This window comes from Ruminococcus albus 7 = DSM 20455 (assembly GCF_000179635.2).
Lineage (GTDB): Bacteria > Bacillota > Clostridia > Oscillospirales > Ruminococcaceae > Hominimerdicola > Hominimerdicola alba.
The window spans coordinates 399,835-417,500 of record NC_014833.1; the positions used below are offsets into that span (position 1 = coordinate 399,835).

General features: G+C 46.6%; 18 protein-coding genes and 1 rRNA gene (1 of these 19 running past the window's edge). 13 read left to right on the plus strand and 6 right to left on the minus strand.

The features are described 5' to 3' along the window. Nucleotides 1-67: 67 nt before the first annotated feature. The 6 genes from RUMAL_RS01855 to RUMAL_RS01880 all read right to left on the minus strand — a co-directional run bounded on the left by RUMAL_RS01855 (nucleotide 68) and on the right by RUMAL_RS01880 (nucleotide 6,307). On the minus strand, nucleotides 68-2,692 hold the full coding sequence (locus RUMAL_RS01855; protein ID WP_013497117.1) for a glycosyl hydrolase family 28-related protein: 2,625 nt from the start codon (nucleotides 2,690-2,692) through the stop codon (nucleotides 68-70). Between the two features lie 233 nt (nucleotides 2,693-2,925). Beyond that, the gene (locus tag RUMAL_RS01860; protein ID WP_013497118.1) at nucleotides 2,926-3,126 is read right to left on the minus strand and encodes a hypothetical protein; all 201 of its coding nucleotides are present in this window, start codon (nucleotides 3,124-3,126) and stop codon (nucleotides 2,926-2,928) included. A gap of 48 nt (nucleotides 3,127-3,174) precedes the next feature. Further along, entirely contained in the window at nucleotides 3,175-3,882 is a 708-nt protein-coding gene (locus RUMAL_RS01865; RefSeq protein ID WP_013497119.1) for an NAD-dependent protein deacylase, read from the minus strand. Continuing rightward, a complete protein-coding gene (locus RUMAL_RS01870) occupies nucleotides 3,879-4,682 on the minus strand; it encodes a CPBP family intramembrane glutamic endopeptidase (protein ID WP_013497120.1) in 804 nt (267 codons plus the stop codon). Before RUMAL_RS01870 ends, RUMAL_RS01865 begins: the two co-directional genes overlap by 4 nt. 18 nt (nucleotides 4,683-4,700) lie before the next feature. Beyond that, nucleotides 4,701-5,084, minus strand: coding sequence for a VOC family protein (locus RUMAL_RS01875; protein WP_013497121.1), 384 nt, complete (start codon nucleotides 5,082-5,084; stop codon nucleotides 4,701-4,703). Then, entirely contained in the window at nucleotides 5,081-6,307 is a 1,227-nt protein-coding gene (locus RUMAL_RS01880) for a DUF2029 domain-containing protein (protein WP_013497122.1), read from the minus strand. Before RUMAL_RS01880 ends, RUMAL_RS01875 begins: the two co-directional genes overlap by 4 nt. 747 nt (nucleotides 6,308-7,054) lie before the next feature. Here RUMAL_RS01880 and RUMAL_RS01885 point away from each other — a divergent pair. From RUMAL_RS01885 to RUMAL_RS01945, 13 genes are all read left to right on the plus strand, one after another. Further along, nucleotides 7,055-8,029, plus strand: a complete 975-nt coding sequence (locus tag RUMAL_RS01885; RefSeq protein ID WP_013497123.1) for an aldolase catalytic domain-containing protein — start codon at nucleotides 7,055-7,057, stop codon at nucleotides 8,027-8,029. A 296-nt stretch (nucleotides 8,030-8,325) separates the two neighbouring features. Beyond that, nucleotides 8,326-9,156 (plus strand): helix-turn-helix domain-containing protein, encoded by an 831-nt coding sequence (locus tag RUMAL_RS01890; protein ID WP_013497124.1) that lies wholly within the window; start codon nucleotides 8,326-8,328, stop codon nucleotides 9,154-9,156. Nucleotides 9,157-9,340: 184 nt separating this feature from the next. Next, a complete protein-coding gene (locus RUMAL_RS01895) occupies nucleotides 9,341-10,183 on the plus strand; it encodes a hypothetical protein (protein WP_013497125.1) in 843 nt (280 codons plus the stop codon). A 197-nt stretch (nucleotides 10,184-10,380) separates the two neighbouring features. After that, on the plus strand, nucleotides 10,381-11,487 hold the full coding sequence (gene aroB, locus RUMAL_RS01900) for a 3-dehydroquinate synthase (RefSeq protein ID WP_013497126.1): 1,107 nt from the start codon (nucleotides 10,381-10,383) through the stop codon (nucleotides 11,485-11,487). A 24-nt stretch (nucleotides 11,488-11,511) separates the two neighbouring features. Continuing rightward, on the plus strand, nucleotides 11,512-12,741 hold the full coding sequence (gene aroA, locus RUMAL_RS01905) for a 3-phosphoshikimate 1-carboxyvinyltransferase (protein ID WP_013497127.1): 1,230 nt from the start codon (nucleotides 11,512-11,514) through the stop codon (nucleotides 12,739-12,741). A 55-nt stretch (nucleotides 12,742-12,796) separates the two neighbouring features. Further along, nucleotides 12,797-13,180, plus strand: a complete 384-nt coding sequence (locus RUMAL_RS01910; RefSeq protein WP_013497128.1) for an SMI1/KNR4 family protein — start codon at nucleotides 12,797-12,799, stop codon at nucleotides 13,178-13,180. A 1-nt stretch (nucleotide 13,181) separates the two neighbouring features. Beyond that, complete coding sequence (locus RUMAL_RS01915) at nucleotides 13,182-13,646, plus strand: DUF7832 domain-containing protein (RefSeq protein ID WP_013497129.1); 465 nt, start codon at nucleotides 13,182-13,184, stop codon at nucleotides 13,644-13,646. After that, nucleotides 13,639-14,097, plus strand: a complete 459-nt coding sequence (locus tag RUMAL_RS01920) for an NUDIX hydrolase (protein ID WP_013497130.1) — start codon at nucleotides 13,639-13,641, stop codon at nucleotides 14,095-14,097. Before RUMAL_RS01915 ends, RUMAL_RS01920 begins: the two co-directional genes overlap by 8 nt. 72 nt (nucleotides 14,098-14,169) lie before the next feature. Next, on the plus strand, nucleotides 14,170-14,523 hold the full coding sequence (locus RUMAL_RS01925) for a hypothetical protein (protein ID WP_013497131.1): 354 nt from the start codon (nucleotides 14,170-14,172) through the stop codon (nucleotides 14,521-14,523). 24 nt (nucleotides 14,524-14,547) lie between these two features. Further along, nucleotides 14,548-14,955 (plus strand): hypothetical protein, encoded by a 408-nt coding sequence (locus tag RUMAL_RS01930; RefSeq protein WP_028504379.1) that lies wholly within the window; start codon nucleotides 14,548-14,550, stop codon nucleotides 14,953-14,955. 63 nt (nucleotides 14,956-15,018) lie between these two features. Continuing rightward, nucleotides 15,019-16,110, plus strand: coding sequence for a chorismate synthase (gene aroC, locus RUMAL_RS01935; RefSeq protein ID WP_013497133.1), 1,092 nt, complete (start codon nucleotides 15,019-15,021; stop codon nucleotides 16,108-16,110). A gap of 21 nt (nucleotides 16,111-16,131) precedes the next feature. Next, nucleotides 16,132-16,752 carry a DUF4364 family protein gene (locus RUMAL_RS01940; RefSeq protein WP_013497134.1) on the plus strand — a complete coding sequence of 207 codons (621 nt, stop codon included), beginning with the start codon at nucleotides 16,132-16,134 and terminating at the stop codon, nucleotides 16,750-16,752. Nucleotides 16,753-17,506: 754 nt separating this feature from the next. Next, a 16S ribosomal RNA gene (locus RUMAL_RS01945) occupies nucleotides 17,507-17,666 on the plus strand; it runs 1,352 nt beyond the window's last position.

The window sequence follows — 17,666 nt, forward strand, 5'->3', positions numbered from 1 at the left end:
GCAGACGAAAAAATACAGTGCAAGCCGTCGGGCTGTGCACTGTATTTCTTGTATAAAGGGTACTTTTTTAAAGTGCCCTCAATCCTTTTATCGCTGCTGCGATAAGGAGTACATCCTTGATGTTTACGAGTCCGTCTTTGTTTATATCTGCACGGCGGTGAGTCTGTTCGTCAGTGAATGGTCTTATCTGTTTTACATAGCTTGCGACGATAATAACATCACCGATCTCGCGTCTGCCGTTTCCATTCAGATCTCCGCGCAGGAATTCTTCGGTCTCATAATCGCCATCGTTCTCCCCGAATATATCAGGGTCAATGGCGGCGTATTTCATGCGGAAATGATCAAAGCTGTAAAGCTCTCCCGTCTCGTATACAGCTGCATCTGTGCTGTATGAGTCTGTGACCTTTACTGTAAAAATGCTGTCACCGTCACGGAGAATATTTCCGTCTGCATCAACTATCTTAGCCGTCAGACCTGAGTTGTCCCTGACTTCTCCTGCCGCATACAGACAGCTTAAAGAACAGTCATTGTCTATCACCCATTCGCAGCCTTCGTCTATGCTCACTGATATCTTTCCGCTGTCACCTGGCAGAGCCTCCGCAGAGATTGCTTTCGGTGTGCCGCTGTATACCGAATCTTCCGTAAGGTATATATCCAGTGTGCTCAGGCTGTCACAGAGCATATTGCCATTCAGTTCCTGCCCTTTCAGTATAAGGCTGCATCTTGCACCGCCGCTGCCCCAGCCGTGGAGTGTCGGGTCTGATACACATTTGAGTATATATCCGTCGCTGTCGGTAGTAAGCTGTGTTCCGCGGAGTATGATCTCGCTCCTGCAGTTTGTGGTGAATATGATATCTCCGTGGGAGGCTATGCTGCCGCCCTCCACATACAGCCGTGAAAGCTTGTCCCCGTTACTGCCGTTACTGTCTCCGTAAATCACTGCAGCCGCTGTCAGACCGTCATCGGATCCCATAACATCTGTTGAAAGCTGACAGTCATACAGATACATCGTTCCCTGATCTGACACACGCACCGCTTCGGACTTTCCGCCTTTCAGCACAGCGCCTTTTATCGCTATGACCGAATGTGATACCGCTGCAGGGGAGTTTTCACCTTCCGAAGTGTAGGTGCCTCCGCTTATGACCATATTTCCGCTGCCTTTTTCTGCCACCATAGGGCTTGATGAAGTGCCCTTGGAATCAACGGTAAGATCCCAGCCGAAAACCGAGCCGTCATTACCCGACCTGACTCCGCAGCAGCAGTCCGACGAATTTGATAGTTTCATATCCTGCAGATATACTCTGCCGCCGCTGACCGAGATGCCTCCGTCTGCCGGTGTTACGGCGGTGTTTTCCGTAAAGAGCGTATCCGAAGAATCCTGCACGCTTATAAGGTCAAAGTCCGCATTCCATTTCCCGACGTATGAAAGTCTGTTGTGATCCACCTTTATGCCCATGACATCGTTCATCATTATGCAGGTGCCAGGTATACTCAGGGTGTTGTCGGTAATGCGTACCCCTTCCACCTGATGATCGAAATTAGAACCGGCTTCGTTCTCTATCAGCTTGCCGAAAAGCTGTATACCCACAGGTGAAGGTCTGGTGCTTGTTTGCCGAGCGTATATGCTGTTGTGCTCTATGATAGTATTAAGATCGTTGTTCAGGCTGCCGCTGATGTTGGCAGTGTCATCAACAGGCTTGTTGTAGCCTGTGTTTTTGTCTGACGGCGACATATTCCTTACTATTATACCGCTGCCGACGTTATTCATGGTGTTGCCGCTGACGGTGATGTTCTTGTAGCTTTGCATAAGTATAGCGCAGTCTGTAAGGTTGGTGAAGGTGTTGTTCTCTATAATGAAATCCTTGTAGTATTTACCGATAGTAGTTGAATGTGAACCTATTCCGCGCATAACGTTGCGGAAGATGTTGTTCTTTATCACCACGTTCTCGCAGGTGGTGTCATCGAATGGTTCAAATCCTGCGAATACGGTTGAGCTGTTCATCATATCGAATTGCAGGGCTTCCTTGATATTGCTGCCCTGGTAGCCTGAAAAATCACAGCCTGTGATCGTAACGTCCCTTATGCCGCCGAGTTCAAGGTGATGGGTATTCAGGTTGTCTTTGAATGACACGTTTTTCATCATGAGATTTTTCATGTGAGCCATACGCACATTACAGAAATTTTTGTAATCCGGCTTGATGTTTCCGTCAAAACAGCCGCCTTCGATGATTATATTTCTTGCATCATCGTAGCCGCCCAGCCTTTGAGGCTGTGCATTCCTGAGTATACAGCCTCCTGTCGAAGCTGCCTTTTTCAGTACAGCACCGTTCATGCTTATGTAGGTGTTTGAGTATACGTTCAGTGTCTTGTTTATCAGGTAGGTGCCGTTGGGTATTATGACCTTTACCTGAACAGTATCGCTTGCATTGTCGCGGGCATAGTCCAGTGCTTTCTGTATAGCGGCAGATGCGTAATTCTGACCTGTGTTATCAGCGCCCATATCTCCGGCATTTACTGTGATCACTTTTTGGTAGTTTTTATTTTTAAAGCCCGAAACGTTACGGGCACCTGTTATGCTGTCAAAGCTGTACGCGTGTGTGCGTATCTGCACTCCCGGGGATACTGTTCCTGAAAGGCATAATGCCGCTACAGACAGTAGAACAGATATCTTATTCATAAAATGTTTTAACATTTGTGCCACCACCAAAACAAAATAGAAATATTTAGGATAAATTTATTATACCATATTTTATGATGAAAGTAAATACCTGGTATTCGCTGTGAACTATTTTCGGTATTTTATAGTAAACAGCTCTTTAACATTTGTCAGTCTGATTATTGACAGTTGTTTCTTTTTTTTGGGGGCGGCGAAAAAATACGAGCCTCCGAGGAGGCTCTGGATCAAATGATATGTTGAGCATTGGTCTAATCCAAAATAGTAACAGTTATCCCTTTATCTTTGAATCTCTGCATCATTTCTTCTGACATCATAGAATCGCTGACATCAACTTCTTTAAGATTCGGAAGCTCCAATAATCCTTCAAAGTCAGTAAAATCAGTATGTGCTATATTTATCTCCTGTAATTTGTCAAGACCATAAACTGAAAGCGTACTTAGATTTTCCATTCCTTGCAAATCTAGTTCAACAATGTATCACTTTCGGGATCGGTTTTATCATATCACTATCTTATCCAGCACTTCTCCTACCTTGTCGTGGAGGACAAGTTCGCAGACTTCGTCCATTGGGGTAGGGTCACGGTTTATCAGTACAAGATGCTTGCCGCGGAAGTATCTCACCATACCTGCGGCAGGGTATACTGTAAGGGAAGTTCCTGCGATGATAAGGCAGTCTGCGCGGGATATGCTTTCAACAGCGCCCTCGACGGTAGCGTTGTCAAGACCTTCTTCGTAGAGTACCACATCGGGTTTGATAGTTCCGCCGCAGGTGCATTTCGGCACACCTGTGCCATTGAGGATATCCTCGACAGGATAGGGCTTGCGGCACTTCATGCAGTAATTTCTCAGCACCGAACCGTGGAGCTCATAAACGTTTTTACTGCCTGCCGCCTGATGCAGACCGTCGATATTCTGGGTGACTATCGCTGTCAGCTTGCCTGCCTTTTCAAGTTCAGCCAGTTTAAGGTGAGCTTTGTTGGGCTTGGCAGTAAGGCAGAGCATCTTGTCGCGGTAGAATTTGTAGAATTCCTCGGTCTTGTCCATAAAGAACGTGTGGCTGAGTATAGTCTCGGGAGGGTAGTCGTACTTCTGATTATAAAGCCCGTCCACCGAACGGAAATCAGGTATGCCGCTCTCGGTGGATACTCCTGCGCCTCCGAAGAATACTATGCGCTTGGAATCGTTGATTATCTCCTGCAATGTCATTGTGATACCTCCTTGTGGGTAGTTTTGGTTTTTGCGATGATGAAAAATATCGCCGCGAGAATAATATTCAGCATCGTTACTATGATGCTTGCTTCTATCTTGTACCCACTGCCCGAAAGCAGTTTGCTGCCATTTGAAGTAAACTCATAAATATGCGGATAATCCTCTGCAAGACTCACTCCGCCAATCACTAAAGCGCCGAGCAGGTTCCAGACAGTGTGGGCTGCAATCGGTGCAAAGATGTTTCCCTCTGCTTCATATATGGCAGAAGCAAACAAACTCATAGTTACCACGTTTATCACTGCCACAGCACCAGCTTCAAATGCACCGCCGTGCATTGCCGTGAAAAGCAGTGTTGTAAATATCACAGCAGCAGGGAGACCATATTTTGTTTTCAAAAGCTGATAGATATATCCGCGTATCAGCAGTTCCTGCATACACACGTTTATGAATGCCGAAACGAACCACATCGGAGAAATAGCTGTGCTGCCCTTTGTTATCGATGATATCCCGGTAAACAGCATTATGCCCACGGCAGCTCCTATCCATAAAGCGCCTGTCAGCGTGCCTGAAACAGCAGCTTTCACAAAGCTGCGCAGACAAGGTATCTTCACCTCGCCTTTTTCGGCAATAATAAATACAGCTGTGAATACTGCCAACGCTGCAAACGGGATAAGTTCAGCGAAAAAACGCCACAGCACAGGGTCATTTTCGCAGGGTACAGGCAAAAGCCCAGCTGTTACAGCCCAGCCGATGAAAAAAACAAGTAATTTTAGCGTTATCAGTAAAAACTTTTTCATTGTTTTGCCCCTGATGGTCTATACTGTCAGCTCGATAAGGTTGCCCTCAAAGCCGATGATGCAGCTTTCGTAGTAGCCGTCGCCTGTGACTCTCGGGGGGCTCTGAAGTTCAAAACCGTCATCTGTGAAAGTCTTTGTCAGTTCATCGACTTTTTCTCTGCTTCCGACGCTGAATGCGATATGTGCATATCCTGTTCGTGCTGACTTGTTGTTTTCATCGAGGATGTTGGGCTTGTTCATTATCTCAAGCCTTGCACCGTCCTCGAAACTTAGGAAATAGGACGAAAAACCTGTATGGGGATTGCGATAAAGTTCACCGCTTCCGGCTTTCAGGTACTTTGTGAAAAACTCTTTTGCGCCTTCAAGGTCATTGACGTAAAGGGCTGTATGTTCTATTTTCATGCTTTTTCTGCCTTTTTCTCAAAGCACATAACAACTTCTTCATCGCGGGGCTGTTCTATCTCCTTTTTGAGGCAGAGGTATACCACAACGATGTTTACTATCTCGATGAGGAGCAGGAATCTTCTGTCCATGGAGCCCTTGCCGAAAAGGTAGCCCGAAAGCGCCTGTACTGAGCAGTACTGGGATGTGAATATCAGCCATAGTCTGCTTCTGTAACAGAAGGCGAATATAACGAACATGACCTCGGAAAGGTAGAAGTATCTTTCGTGCATATGGGGCAGTACAAATGGTACCGCGAATGAGGATATCATGGCGAGGGCTACCATTGTATTGTTTGTGAGTTTCAGTTCCTTTTTGGTGATGTAGTAGTACATTATAGTAACTACGCACGCGCCTGCAAAGAATATGCCTGCAGGTCCGAGGAGTTCGTTTTCAACGTCCTCCCACAGTGCCCAGAGGTTTGGCAGGGACATACAAAGGTCTTCGTACTGACCCGACTGGCGGAAGTAAACTGTCAGCAGACGAACAAAGTCACCGCCTGCGATAGTGGCAGGGATGATGCTTATAACGTATACAGCAGGTATCCACAGCAGGTTAAGGGGACGTATCTTTTTCTTGAAAAGTGCTATACCGATGAACGGTGCGAAGAATATCGCCTGAAGCTTGAATGAAAAACTTATGCCGAACATTATCATAGCAACATTGTCCTTGCCTTTCATCATATAATAAAGGCACATTACAAGGAAGCAGGAGTAGATGACATCGCACTGACCCCATGTGGCAGAATTGAGTACCACTGTAGGCAGGCAGAACACAGCTGTAAACGCTATAAGGGGTAAATGCTGGTTCTTTTTCTCGGTCATTTCGACTATCCACATGGCGTATATCGCTGTGATGAAGTCGAATACTATTGAAAGTATCTTCAGACCAAGCTGCGGTGACGCGCTTTTGAAGTAGGTGAGGAATGCTATATAATAGTAGTAAAGGGGAGTATAGTCACCCACATCATCGCCTACTGCCTTGAAACCGCCGTGTTCGGCAAAATAATTATACCATTTTTCCAGGTACAGCCACATATCCCTTGATGTATGGGGGAGCAGTTTGTTGCGCATGAACATTCCGCATACGCATACTATTACGATATAGACGATCTTTACTATCCTGTCAAAGTCCAGTGATCCGAGGATGCCGGTCTTTGATTTTTGTGATTTGTTTTTGCTCATTAAATTGCCTCCGTAAATTAATCATAGATAAATACATTTTAACTTATTTACAGGGTTTTGTCAATAGCGCAGGGGTGAGTTTATCAGGTTTGTGTGCCCGTCTGTGCAGTATAGCACGTCACTTCATATCCCGTAGTCATAGTCAGCAACTGCCTGCCATCGTGCGCACAGGGGGCGATATATGTAAACGGCACTTGGGGTGCCGGAGTTTTATATAAAAGGGATCATTTTTGAAGGCTTATGTTCCTTTGCGGAATGATGAGCTGGTCTGTATGATAAAGCCCTTCTATATACAGCGAAAAAACGCAAAAAGTTGTACGTTTTTGTACAACTTTTGCAGAAATATGTCCGAGTTAAAAGAAAAATCATTTGTATGTACAAGGTGTGCGTGCGGGATATGTGTGTTATCACCAAAGAAATGAGGTCTGGTTTTTGATGATAAGTCGGGAAGGCGGATGAGTTTATGGATAAAAAAATCCGCGGAGGGGAAAGTCGGTTTTGTAGGGTAAAAAATATGCCGGGGATATTTGGGTGAAAAACGAAAGATGTCTGTTTATTGGCAGTAATTTACAAAGTCAAACGCATCAAACGGAGGTCAAATTCGCGTAATGCACAAAGTTGTGTGAACGATATATAAAATATCGGATAAGCTATTGCAATTTTACGGCAAGTGTGATATACTTTGCTTTAGTGATTTAAAGCTTAGACGGCATAAAGCGAATTTATAAAAAACGGGAGATGTATGGTATGAAAGAGATATCCAATCTGATGAATTACAGAGACAGCGTAAAGGTGGTAGACGCTACACTGAGAGACGGCGGTCTGGTAAATGACTTTTTCTTTGATGACAGGTTCGTGCACGACCTTTACCTTTCAAACATAAAGGCGGGCGTTGATTATATGGAGTTCGGCTACAAGGCTGACAAGGAGATGTTCGACCGTGAGAAGCTGGGCAAGTGGAAGTTCTGCGACGAGGAAGACATCAGGGCTGTTGTTGGCGAGAACGACACTGACCTGAAGATAGCAGTAATGGCTGACGTTGGCAGATGCAACTACAAGCAGGACATTATAAACAGGAATGACAGCGTTATCGACCTTATCAGAGTGGCTACTTACCTCAATCAGATACCCACTGCTGTGGATATGATAGAGGATGCTAAAAACAAGGGCTATGAAGTAAGCTGCAATATAATGGCTATATCCACCGCACAGGAAGGTGACCTGAGGGCTGCGCTGGATATACTGGGCAAGTCACCTGTGGATGTTATATACATCGTGGACAGCTTTGGTGCTATGTACCCCGAGCAGATGCAGCGTCTGGCTTCGATATACGTTGAGTACGCTGAGAAGTACGGCAAGAAGATCGGCATACACGCACACAACAATCAGCAGCTGGCATTTGCAAATACTATCGAGGCTGTGGGTGACGGTGTTGACTGGCTGGATGCCACATACTCATCTATGGGCAGAGGTGCAGGCAACTGCGCTATGGAGCTGCTCCTCGGATTCCTGAAAAACCCCAAGTACAACGTATTCCCTGTAATAAAGTTCATTGACGAGCATATGACAAAGATGCGTGAGCAGGGCATAGTATGGGGATACGATCTGCAGTACCTGATGACCGGTCTGCTGAACCAGCACCCCAGAACAGCTATCGCTTTCACCAAGGACAAGAGAAACGATTATGCTGAGTTCTACAAAGAGATAGTAACTATGGACTGATAAATTTCCTGATATATCCAGAAAAGGGCAGCTGAGGGCTGTCCTTTTCTTTTTGTGGTATGGAGAAACACGGTGGATTTGTGGTACTATTTTAAACTTTGACATGGCATGGATATCCCGTATGCGGACGGTGCGCAGATGTGCTGTGAAAGGGACAGCAAGCCATTTATCCGGTCACTGCTTATGAAAAAATTCCTTGCCAGGTATTGACATTTTAGCCTTATTGTGATATTATAGAATAATAGAATTTGAAAATATTTTGTCTATAATGATTATGAAAAGGCAGGCGATCATAAATGACAGATTTTTACTATCCTGTACTGGGCGATGAAGTCGCACTTCCGCTGTTCGTGCTTGGCGCGGGCGCGAGAGACAGGGAATGGCATTTTATCAGAGAAGACGGATATCCCGGATACCAGATAATCTACTGTACCAGAGGTGCGGGCGTGCTGAAGATAGCAGACGGTGAGTTCCCTGTTAAGGCAGGGGATGCTATGTATCTTCCTCCCAATGTGCCCCATGAGTATTATCCTGTGGAGGATATATGGGAAACACACTGGATAGCTTTTTCGGGCAGAGATGCACAGTACACACTGGAACACCTGAAGCTGGACAAGGCGAAGGTGGTACATATCAGTGATATCAGCGGCATAGAGGCTATATTCAAGAAGATCATGTATCTGCTGAAGACCAACTATTACTATGCAGGACATGAATGCTCCATGCATCTGTACCAGTTCCTGATAGAGCTGCACAGAGTGGTGAATATGCAGAACGGCGGTCAGGACAGTGCAAAGCTGAATCAGCTGAAGCCGGTAATAAACTACATAGATACCAATTACTATAAGGAACTCACGCTGGTGGAGCTGGCTGAGCTTATTGACCTTTCACCGCAGTATCTTTGCAGACTTTTCAAGGAATGCCTGAACCAGCGTCCCTTTGAATACCTTGCGAGAAAGAGGATACAGCAGGCGAAGATACTCCTGCTGGAGGACAAGATGAACATAAACGAGATAGCTACAAAGGTGGGATACAACGACTGCAGTTATTTCTGCGCGGTATTCAAGAAGCATGAGATGCTTTCGCCTGCGGAGTTCCGTTCGCTGCACAAGAAGGCAGGAAAGTGATATTCTGATATATAGTGTATAGGTGTATAATTTTTGGCAGGGTGATGACATCGCCTGCAATATAAACTATCCGAGCGTATGCGACTTTATGCATACGCTCTTTTATGCTGCCTGCGGTATGCGGCGGCTTTACTTTTGAGGGATTTTGTGATATAATACGTAAAAACAGATCGGAGGTATCAAAATGAACGGTGTTGACGAGGAGTTCACTTCGCCTGTATTCAGTATGGAAACGCTGATGCGCAGTATAGCCAATCCTTACGGTAAAAAGGTTATCGTGAACGGTGTGCCTGCGGATAAAACGGGACTTGAAGAAAATAAGGACAGCAAGGAGGAAAAGACGAACGGTATCTTTGGAGCGATATTTATAATATCGTTTATAGGTGCGATAATAGCTATGGTGGTGTTTTCACAGACGGAGCCGCTGCTATGCTTGGCGACATTCGGAGCACTGCTGTTTGTTATAGGGCTGGCTATCTTGTTTCAGCATGGGCTCTCACTGGATAATATGCCTTCTCTTGCGCTGCCGCTGCTTGGTGCGGTGCTTACGGCGATACCTGCGATAAATGTATATCACAGATCGCACCCTGACAGCTTTTACTTTACTATGGACATGATCATCGATGTGATATGCATAGGGTTTGCACTGGTGGGTGTGGGGCTTATCGTGATACCGCCCTTGATACGTTCGCGTAAGATGAGAAAGTGTTCGCAGATAATATCTGCAATGTGCGTATACCGTACTACCCGCAGTGCTCAGAGCAAGGAAGCGAACGGCAGGACGCGTCACTACGATCTCTATGCGCCCTGGTGGCAGTACGAGGTGAACGATGTGATATATGTTACCTGTGAGGATGCTTACACGAATGAAAAGGTACCGGATATCGGGGAGATACAGGAGATAAGGATATCACCCGATGAACCTGCGGAGATATACCGCCCGATGATAGTCAGCCGTCTGGTGCCGCTGTTTATCGGTGTGATGTTTGTTGTCATTTCTTCGTTTACGCTATTCGTGCTGCACTAACAGATAATACGGTATATGTGATGCTGAGGGAGTACCTTTACGCAAAGGGGCGACCTCGGCATTATTTGTTTGGATAGCGCTTTGAAGTCTATATTTTACTATTTACATTTTTCGGATATTGTGGTATAATTATTTGTATGTAGGTTTTAAACCGTTAAATCGTTAAACCCCGTGAGGGTATAGAAAGAGTGAACATTATGGTATTTCGTTGTGAGTTAAAAAAAGTGGTGGATGACACATACGATATAGAGATAGGTCACGGACTGCAGAAACAGCTTATCGATGACCTTAAAGGCGGACTGACGGGCAAAAAGAGGTTCGCGGTGATAACCGACAGCATAGTTGAGGGGCTGTATGCGGCTGATATCCTCGGTATGCTGAGAGATGCGGGATTTGCGGCTGAGATGTTCGTTATTCCCGAGGGTGAGAAATCAAAGACCCGTAAGTGGAAAGAGTATCTTGAAGATGCTATGCTTGAAAAGGGATTCCGTCGTGACTGTGCAGTTATCGCTGTGGGCGGCGGTGTTGTTACCGACCTTGCGGGATTCGTGGCAGGTACTTTCGGCAGGGGTGTGCCTTTTATAAATTATGCGACTACTCTGCTGGCGGCGGCTGATGCTTCGGTTGGCGGAAAGACAGCGGTGGATACTCCTCTTGCAACTAATCTGATAGGTATGTTCAATCAGCCCGACAAGGTATACATCGACATAGATACATGGAAAACTCTGCCAAGACAGCAGATAGCAAATGGTCTGGCGGAAACGATAAAGCACGGCTGTCTGGGGGACAGGGAGCTTTTTGAGTATCTGGAGAAGAACGTTGACAAGATATTTGAGGGTGATGTTGATGCCTGCGAATACATAGCGAAGCACAACTGCGAGGTCAAGTACAACGTTGTTATGCAGGACGAGCGTGAGAGCGGTCTGCGCGAGGTGCTGAATCTCGGACATACTGTTGGACGTGCAGTGGAGACGGTATCTGATTATGAGCTGTATCACGGAGAAGCTGTATCTATCGGTATGGCGGCGCAGGCGCGTCTGGGCGAGAAGTACGGATTTGTTACGGCTGAAGAAAGACAGCGGGTGGAATCTCTGCTGGAGAGGGCTGAACTGCCTGTACGTGTACCTGAATACATTGACAAGGCGGCACTGGTGAAGAAGCTTTACACCGATAAAAAGGTGAGGGACGGCAAGCTGAGGTTCGTATTCCAGAAGGGGATAGGCGAGGTAGTGCAGTTCGGTGAGAATAATTTTGCCAAAGAGATAGCCGAGGACGAGATAGCTGCGGTCATCGCGGAAATGTGAGAATTGACATAAAGGACTGATAATATGGATATAAAGATAACCCCCACAAAGCTTCACGGTACGGTAACACCGCCGCCTTCAAAGAGTGCGGCGCACCGTATGCTTATCGCGGCGGCACTGGCTGAGGGGACTTCGGTGATAGACAGGCTGTATCCCTCGGTGGATATAATGACCACTGTTGAGGCTATGCGTCAGCTGGGTGCTGAGATAGATGTCAATGGTGACAGGGCGGTAGTGCGCGGTATAGGCGGTGCCCCCGAAAGTGCGGTGCTGGACTGCTGTGAGAGCGGTTCAACGCTGAGATTTCTGATACCTGTGGCGGCGGCGCTGGGTGTCAGGACGGAGTTTCTTGGCAGGGGCAAGCTTCCCGAAAGACCTATAACTCCTTATCTGGAAGAATTTCCCTGCCATGGTGTGGAGTTTGATTATAACAACACCATGCCTTTCACAATAAATGGTAAGCTGACAGGTGGCAGATACGAGATAGACGGCGGGATATCCTCACAGTTTATCACAGGGCTTCTGCTGGCTTTGCCGCTGACGGGTGAGAGAAGCGAGATAGTGCTGACTTCACATCTGGAATCACGTCCCTATGTGGATATGACCATAGATGTAATGCGCAAATACGGCGTAAATGTGGAGGTCACGGAGAACAGCTTCATCATACCCGAAGGACAGAAGTTTGTAGCGTGTGACGGTGCTGTGGAGGGTGACCATTCTCAGGGTGCGTTCTTTGAAGTGGCGAATTCTCTGGGTTCAGAAGTGGACATCAGGGGGCTAAATGTAAATTCTTTTCAGGGCGATAAAAAAATCATTGAAATATGTGAAGAAATGGTGTATAATAAAAAGGGTATGCCGAAGCCTTTTACCGTAAGTGCGGCGGATATACCCGACCTTGTGCCTATACTGGCAGTGCTGGGCAGTTTTTGCGGCGGAGAGAGCAGGATAACCGATGCGGCAAGGCTGAGGCTGAAAGAGAGCGACCGTCTGGCGGCTATGGAGGAAACGCTCAATGCGCTTGGCGGAGATGTTACCGCAACGGCGGACAGCCTTATCATAAAGGGGAAGGAAAGTCTGGCAGGCGGTGCTGAGGTATCGGCACACAACGATCACCGCATAGCTATGGCTATGGCTATAGCGGCTACAAGGTGCGAGGATCCTGTGATTATACGTGGTGCGGAATGTGTCAGGAAGAGCTATCCCGACTTCTGGGAGGTTTACAGAAGTCTGGGCGGAATAGCTGAGGAGATCTGATACACATAAGCAGCATTCGGGCTGAGGTCTGTTATCGTATGCGGAGGTGAATGCTATGGAGATTTTTGACAGGTTTGAGTTTGCTGAGCCTTACAGAGGCGAACCGATAGAAGATGTAGGCGGCGTGCTGCTGCCCGAAGATTATCTTGCTTTCATGCATGAGCACGACGGCGGCGAGGGTGAGGTCTGCGGAACTTATCTTGTACTTTTTCCGCTGGAAGACCTTAAAATGGTGACGGACAATTACGATGCGGCTGAACTTCTGCCGGGATGCGTCATCATCGGCGGTGACGGCGGCGGAGAGCTTTACGGAGTAGACGAGAACGGAAGGTACTTCAATGTTCCTGCGATGATAGACAGGAAAGATATCACATATCTGGGCGACAGCTTTGAAGCATTCATAAAAAATGCTGCTGCTATGTGGGAAGGAGATGGCTGATATGGCTATAGACCGTGCTGACTGGCATTGGGACAGTGCAGAAAAGCTGTACCGTGAGACCCACGGTATAACAGGTGAGCTGACCGATGAGCAGGAGAATGAGATCTGGCTGCTGGCGGGAGACCATATCGGTATGTTCCTGCGGTGGATAATCGAGAACGGTTTTGAGGGCGAGGAAGCGGATCCCGACCATTGTGAGGACGTGCGCAGAGGGCGCATGAGCGGTGCGGAGTTCCTGATGTGGGACTGCGACGGCAAGCTTTGGGATGAGGATATACGCGAGGACATACTGCCCTTTGCAAAGGCATACTACGAAAAGCAGTTCTTTGATGATTACGGCGAATGCTGCGGCGGAGATACGCCGTGTTACGGGTTCATCAGCGGCGAGGAGGACTATGCAAGGCTCCGAGAACGCATAGACGCGGCATTTGAAGCCTATTACGAAGAGGATTACGGAAATGGCTGATTATATATCTTATATCCGTGGTATGGTCGGACATGATATGGTGATAATGACAGCTGCCTGCGCTGTGATCGAGGACGAAAACGGCAGGATACTGCTGCAGAAGCGTCCTGACGGGAAGTGGGGACTTCCCGGGGGTATAGCAGAGCTTGGCGAGGCACTGCACGAAACGGCAGAAAGAGAGACCCTGGAGGAAACAGGGCTGAGAGTACGTGCAGATAAGCTGATAGGTATATATTCGCGGTACAGTGCGGTATGCGCTAACGGCGATAAGATACAGCCGATGGTGGCGCTGTTTTCAGCGGAGGTCATGGGCGGAGAGCTTTATGCAGACGGCGGTGAAACTCTGGAGCTGAGGTATTTCGGGCGGGATGAGATCCCTGAGATATACTGCTTACAGCACAGGGATATGATAACAGACTATTTTACAGGAAATACAGGTTTTTACAGATAAGTCAACGGATAAAAAACACGAAGTTCGGTCCCGCACGCGATATAGCGTGCTTTTGATAACGGAGGTTGGAATATGGGGCTTTTGGATAAACTGCTGAATGAAGGCAATAATGATGAGAAAAATGTAAACGGATCGGAACAGGCAGCTGAGGGTGTACTGAGGACGGTGCGCTTCGGAGGGTATGACCGCAAGGAAACTCTCATGGCGATAAACAGGCTTCAGAATGAGATATATGCGCTTGAACAGGCACTTAATGCCAAAAAGCTGGGTATGTCATACAAGGTGCCGCCCGAGGAGGAGCTTTCACCGATAAGCCGCGCCATGACAGGCGGATTCAGTGAAAAGGACGCAAATACATATTTTGATGAGCTGTTTGAGCAGATACGTGTACTCAGGGAGAAGCTTGCCGAAGACGGCGAGGAATGATATCATATCCGACGGGGCGATGTAATGGATCTTTTCAGAAAACTGTTTATCTATAATAATGAAGATATTATAGAGGAGGACGGCAAAATGGGATTTTTCAGAAAACTGTTCGGTGCGGATAATGACAATGGTACAGAGAAAAAAGAAATACAGATAAGTGAGTCTGCGCAACCCGGTATGCTGAGGACGACGTCCAAAGGCGGTCTCGATAAAAGGGGAACTCTCACGCTGATCGACAGCATGACTGCAGAGATCATGCTGCTGCAGGAAGCGGCGGAGGCACGCAACAGTGGCGAGGAGTATCAGGTGCCGCCTGAAAAGCAGTATTCACTGCCGGATGCAGTGAGCAGGGGCGGATTTAATGAGGAGGATGTCAAAGACTATATGGACAGCCTGCAGGCGAAGATAAATAACCTGAGAGCCGGACTGTGACTTTATACCCTGTGACACGGGGACGGATATGGTAAAAAATATAGTAGTAGGAGGACAAGTGAAATGTCATCAACATGGAAGAACAATATAAGCTTCACCGTTTTCGGGGAGAGCCACGGACCTGCCATAGGTGTGTGTATGGACAATGTACCGCCCGGGGAAAGCATAGATGTGGATAAGATATACAAGTTCATGTCGCGCCGCGCCCCAAAGAAGGACGGCACTACCACTATGAGGAACGAGAAGGATATACCGCAGATAATATCGGGCTACCATAACGGAAAGACTACAGGTACTCCTCTGGTGGCTATGATAGCTAACAGCGATCAGCATTCGCAGGACTATAATAATCTTTCCAAGCTGGCAAGACCCGGTCATGCAGACTATACAGGTGCGCTGAGATACCGCGGATTCAACGATATACGCGGCGGCGGACATTTTTCGGGCAGACTTACTGCACCTCTCTGCTTTGCAGGCGCAGTTGCACAGCAGATACTTGAAAAGAGAGGTATATACATAGGCGCACATATCTCGGAGATACACGGTATCACAGATAAGGGATTTGACCCGATAAATACGTCAAGACAGGATATTATCGACCTCAGAGAAAAGGATTTCCCTGTTATTATCGACGTTCAGGGAAATGAGATGAAGAAGGAGATACTCCGCGCACGTGAGGAACAGGACAGCGTGGGCGGCGTTATCGAGTGCATCGCCATAAATGTTCCTGCAGGTATAGGCTCGCCTATATTTGACGGTCTGGAGAATTCCATAGCACAGCTGATCTTCGGCATACCTGCAATAAAGGGACTGGAGTTCGGTGCAGGCTTTGATGTGGCTAAAATGACCGGTTCGGAGAACAATGACGAATTCTACGTGAATGACAGAGGTATAGTTGTTACAAAGACAAATAACCACGGTGGTATACTTGGCGGTATATCTTCGGGTATGCCTATAACACTCAGGGTAGCTGTAAAGCCTACACCTTCCATATCAAGACCGCAGGAAACTGTGGATTATTCTGCCATGAAGAATGAGACCCTTGTAGTTAAGGGCAGACATGATCCTTGTATAGTAGCGCGTGCTGTGCCGTGCGTAGAAGCGGCTGTCAGCCTGGCTGTGCTCAGCCATATGCTTGAATACCCAAATTTTTAGATATTTTCCCGAAGGAGGGTGATGGAAACGATAAATAATCCCGAAAACTATATTTCAGGGAGCATGAAGAATGTAACGGAGGTATACCGCGTACAGATACTGTTGGCTTACTTCCTGAACAGGATAAATCAGCTTTGCACGCCCAATCAGCTTACGGAGATCGCGACGGGAGAGGGTATAGTCAACTATTTTGACTATACCGCAGCCATAAGCGCGATGCTGGAGAACGGTACTATCGAGATCACAGAGATAGAGGGGACGGAGTACTACCGTCTTACCGAAAAGGGAAAAGAGGGCGCGGAGAGCTTTAAAAAGCAGGTAGAAAAAAGCCTGAGGGATAAGATATACGCTTCCGGACTAAGACTTTTCGCACAGCTGAAAAGCGAGATGGATATAAGCTTTGATGTGTCAGCGTCGGGAAACGGGTACAATGTGGGCTGTAAATATATGGACGGCGATATGATGCTGATGGATATACAGCTATATGCTCCCGATGAGGATCAGGCGAACTTTATCAAATCGAAGATAAAGATGAACCCTACGGATTTTTACTGCAGGGTGATAGACTATATAATAGATAATGAGGAGTACGTGCCAAGCGTTATGGCTGATGAGGCAGACGATGGACAGATAAGCTTCTGAATATATGTATATAAATGTGAAACCGCCTGATTTAGGGCGGTTTTTTTGATGGAAAAGTTTAGAAGAAGGAGAAAAAAATGACAGGTAAAGTTAATTGTAGAAAGTAGATAAAATTATGCAGGATAGTGGAAAATGATTTTACTTGACAAAACGTGAAAATGATGCTATAATAATTAAGCTGTCAACGAGAGAGCGAGCGAAAAGAGCGAAAAAACGCAGGAAACTTAGGGGTAAGAGAACGAGCGGGGTAGTAGTTCAGAAAAAGCGAACTCGAAAAAAGCAGAAAAAATATCACAAAAGGTCTTGACAAAAGCGAGAAAATGTGATATACTAAAAAGTACCGCACGAGAGAAAAGTTCAGTAAAAAGGAACTGCTCAGAAAAAAACTTCAAAAAAGTTCTGAAAAGAGCTTGACAAACGAAGAAAAATGTGGTATAATAGAAAAGCTTATAACACACAAAAATCTCTGAAAAAGAGATGAAAAAAATCTTCAAAAAACTTCTGAAAAGGGGTTGACAAATGAAGAAAAGTGTGGTATAATAAATGAGTTGTCTGACAAAAGACAGACAACGAAAAGGCATCTTGAAAATTGAACAACCAAGAATACGAAAACCCTTGAAAATACTTTGAGTGATTGAAGTATTGACGATGAATAAATTCATCGGAGTCAAGTACAAGACTAAGAAAATGTACAAACGTTCAGTGAAACGAAACTGAGATCATAATTACTCTGAGAAGAGTATTAGGATACAACTTTATTAAGAGTTTGATCCTGGCTCAGGACGAACGCTGGCGGCACGCTTAACACATGCAAGTCGAACGAGCGAAAGAGTGCTTGCACTCTCTAGCTAGTGGCGGACGGGTGAGTAACACGTGAGCAATCTGCCTTTCGGAGAGGGATACCAATTGGAAAC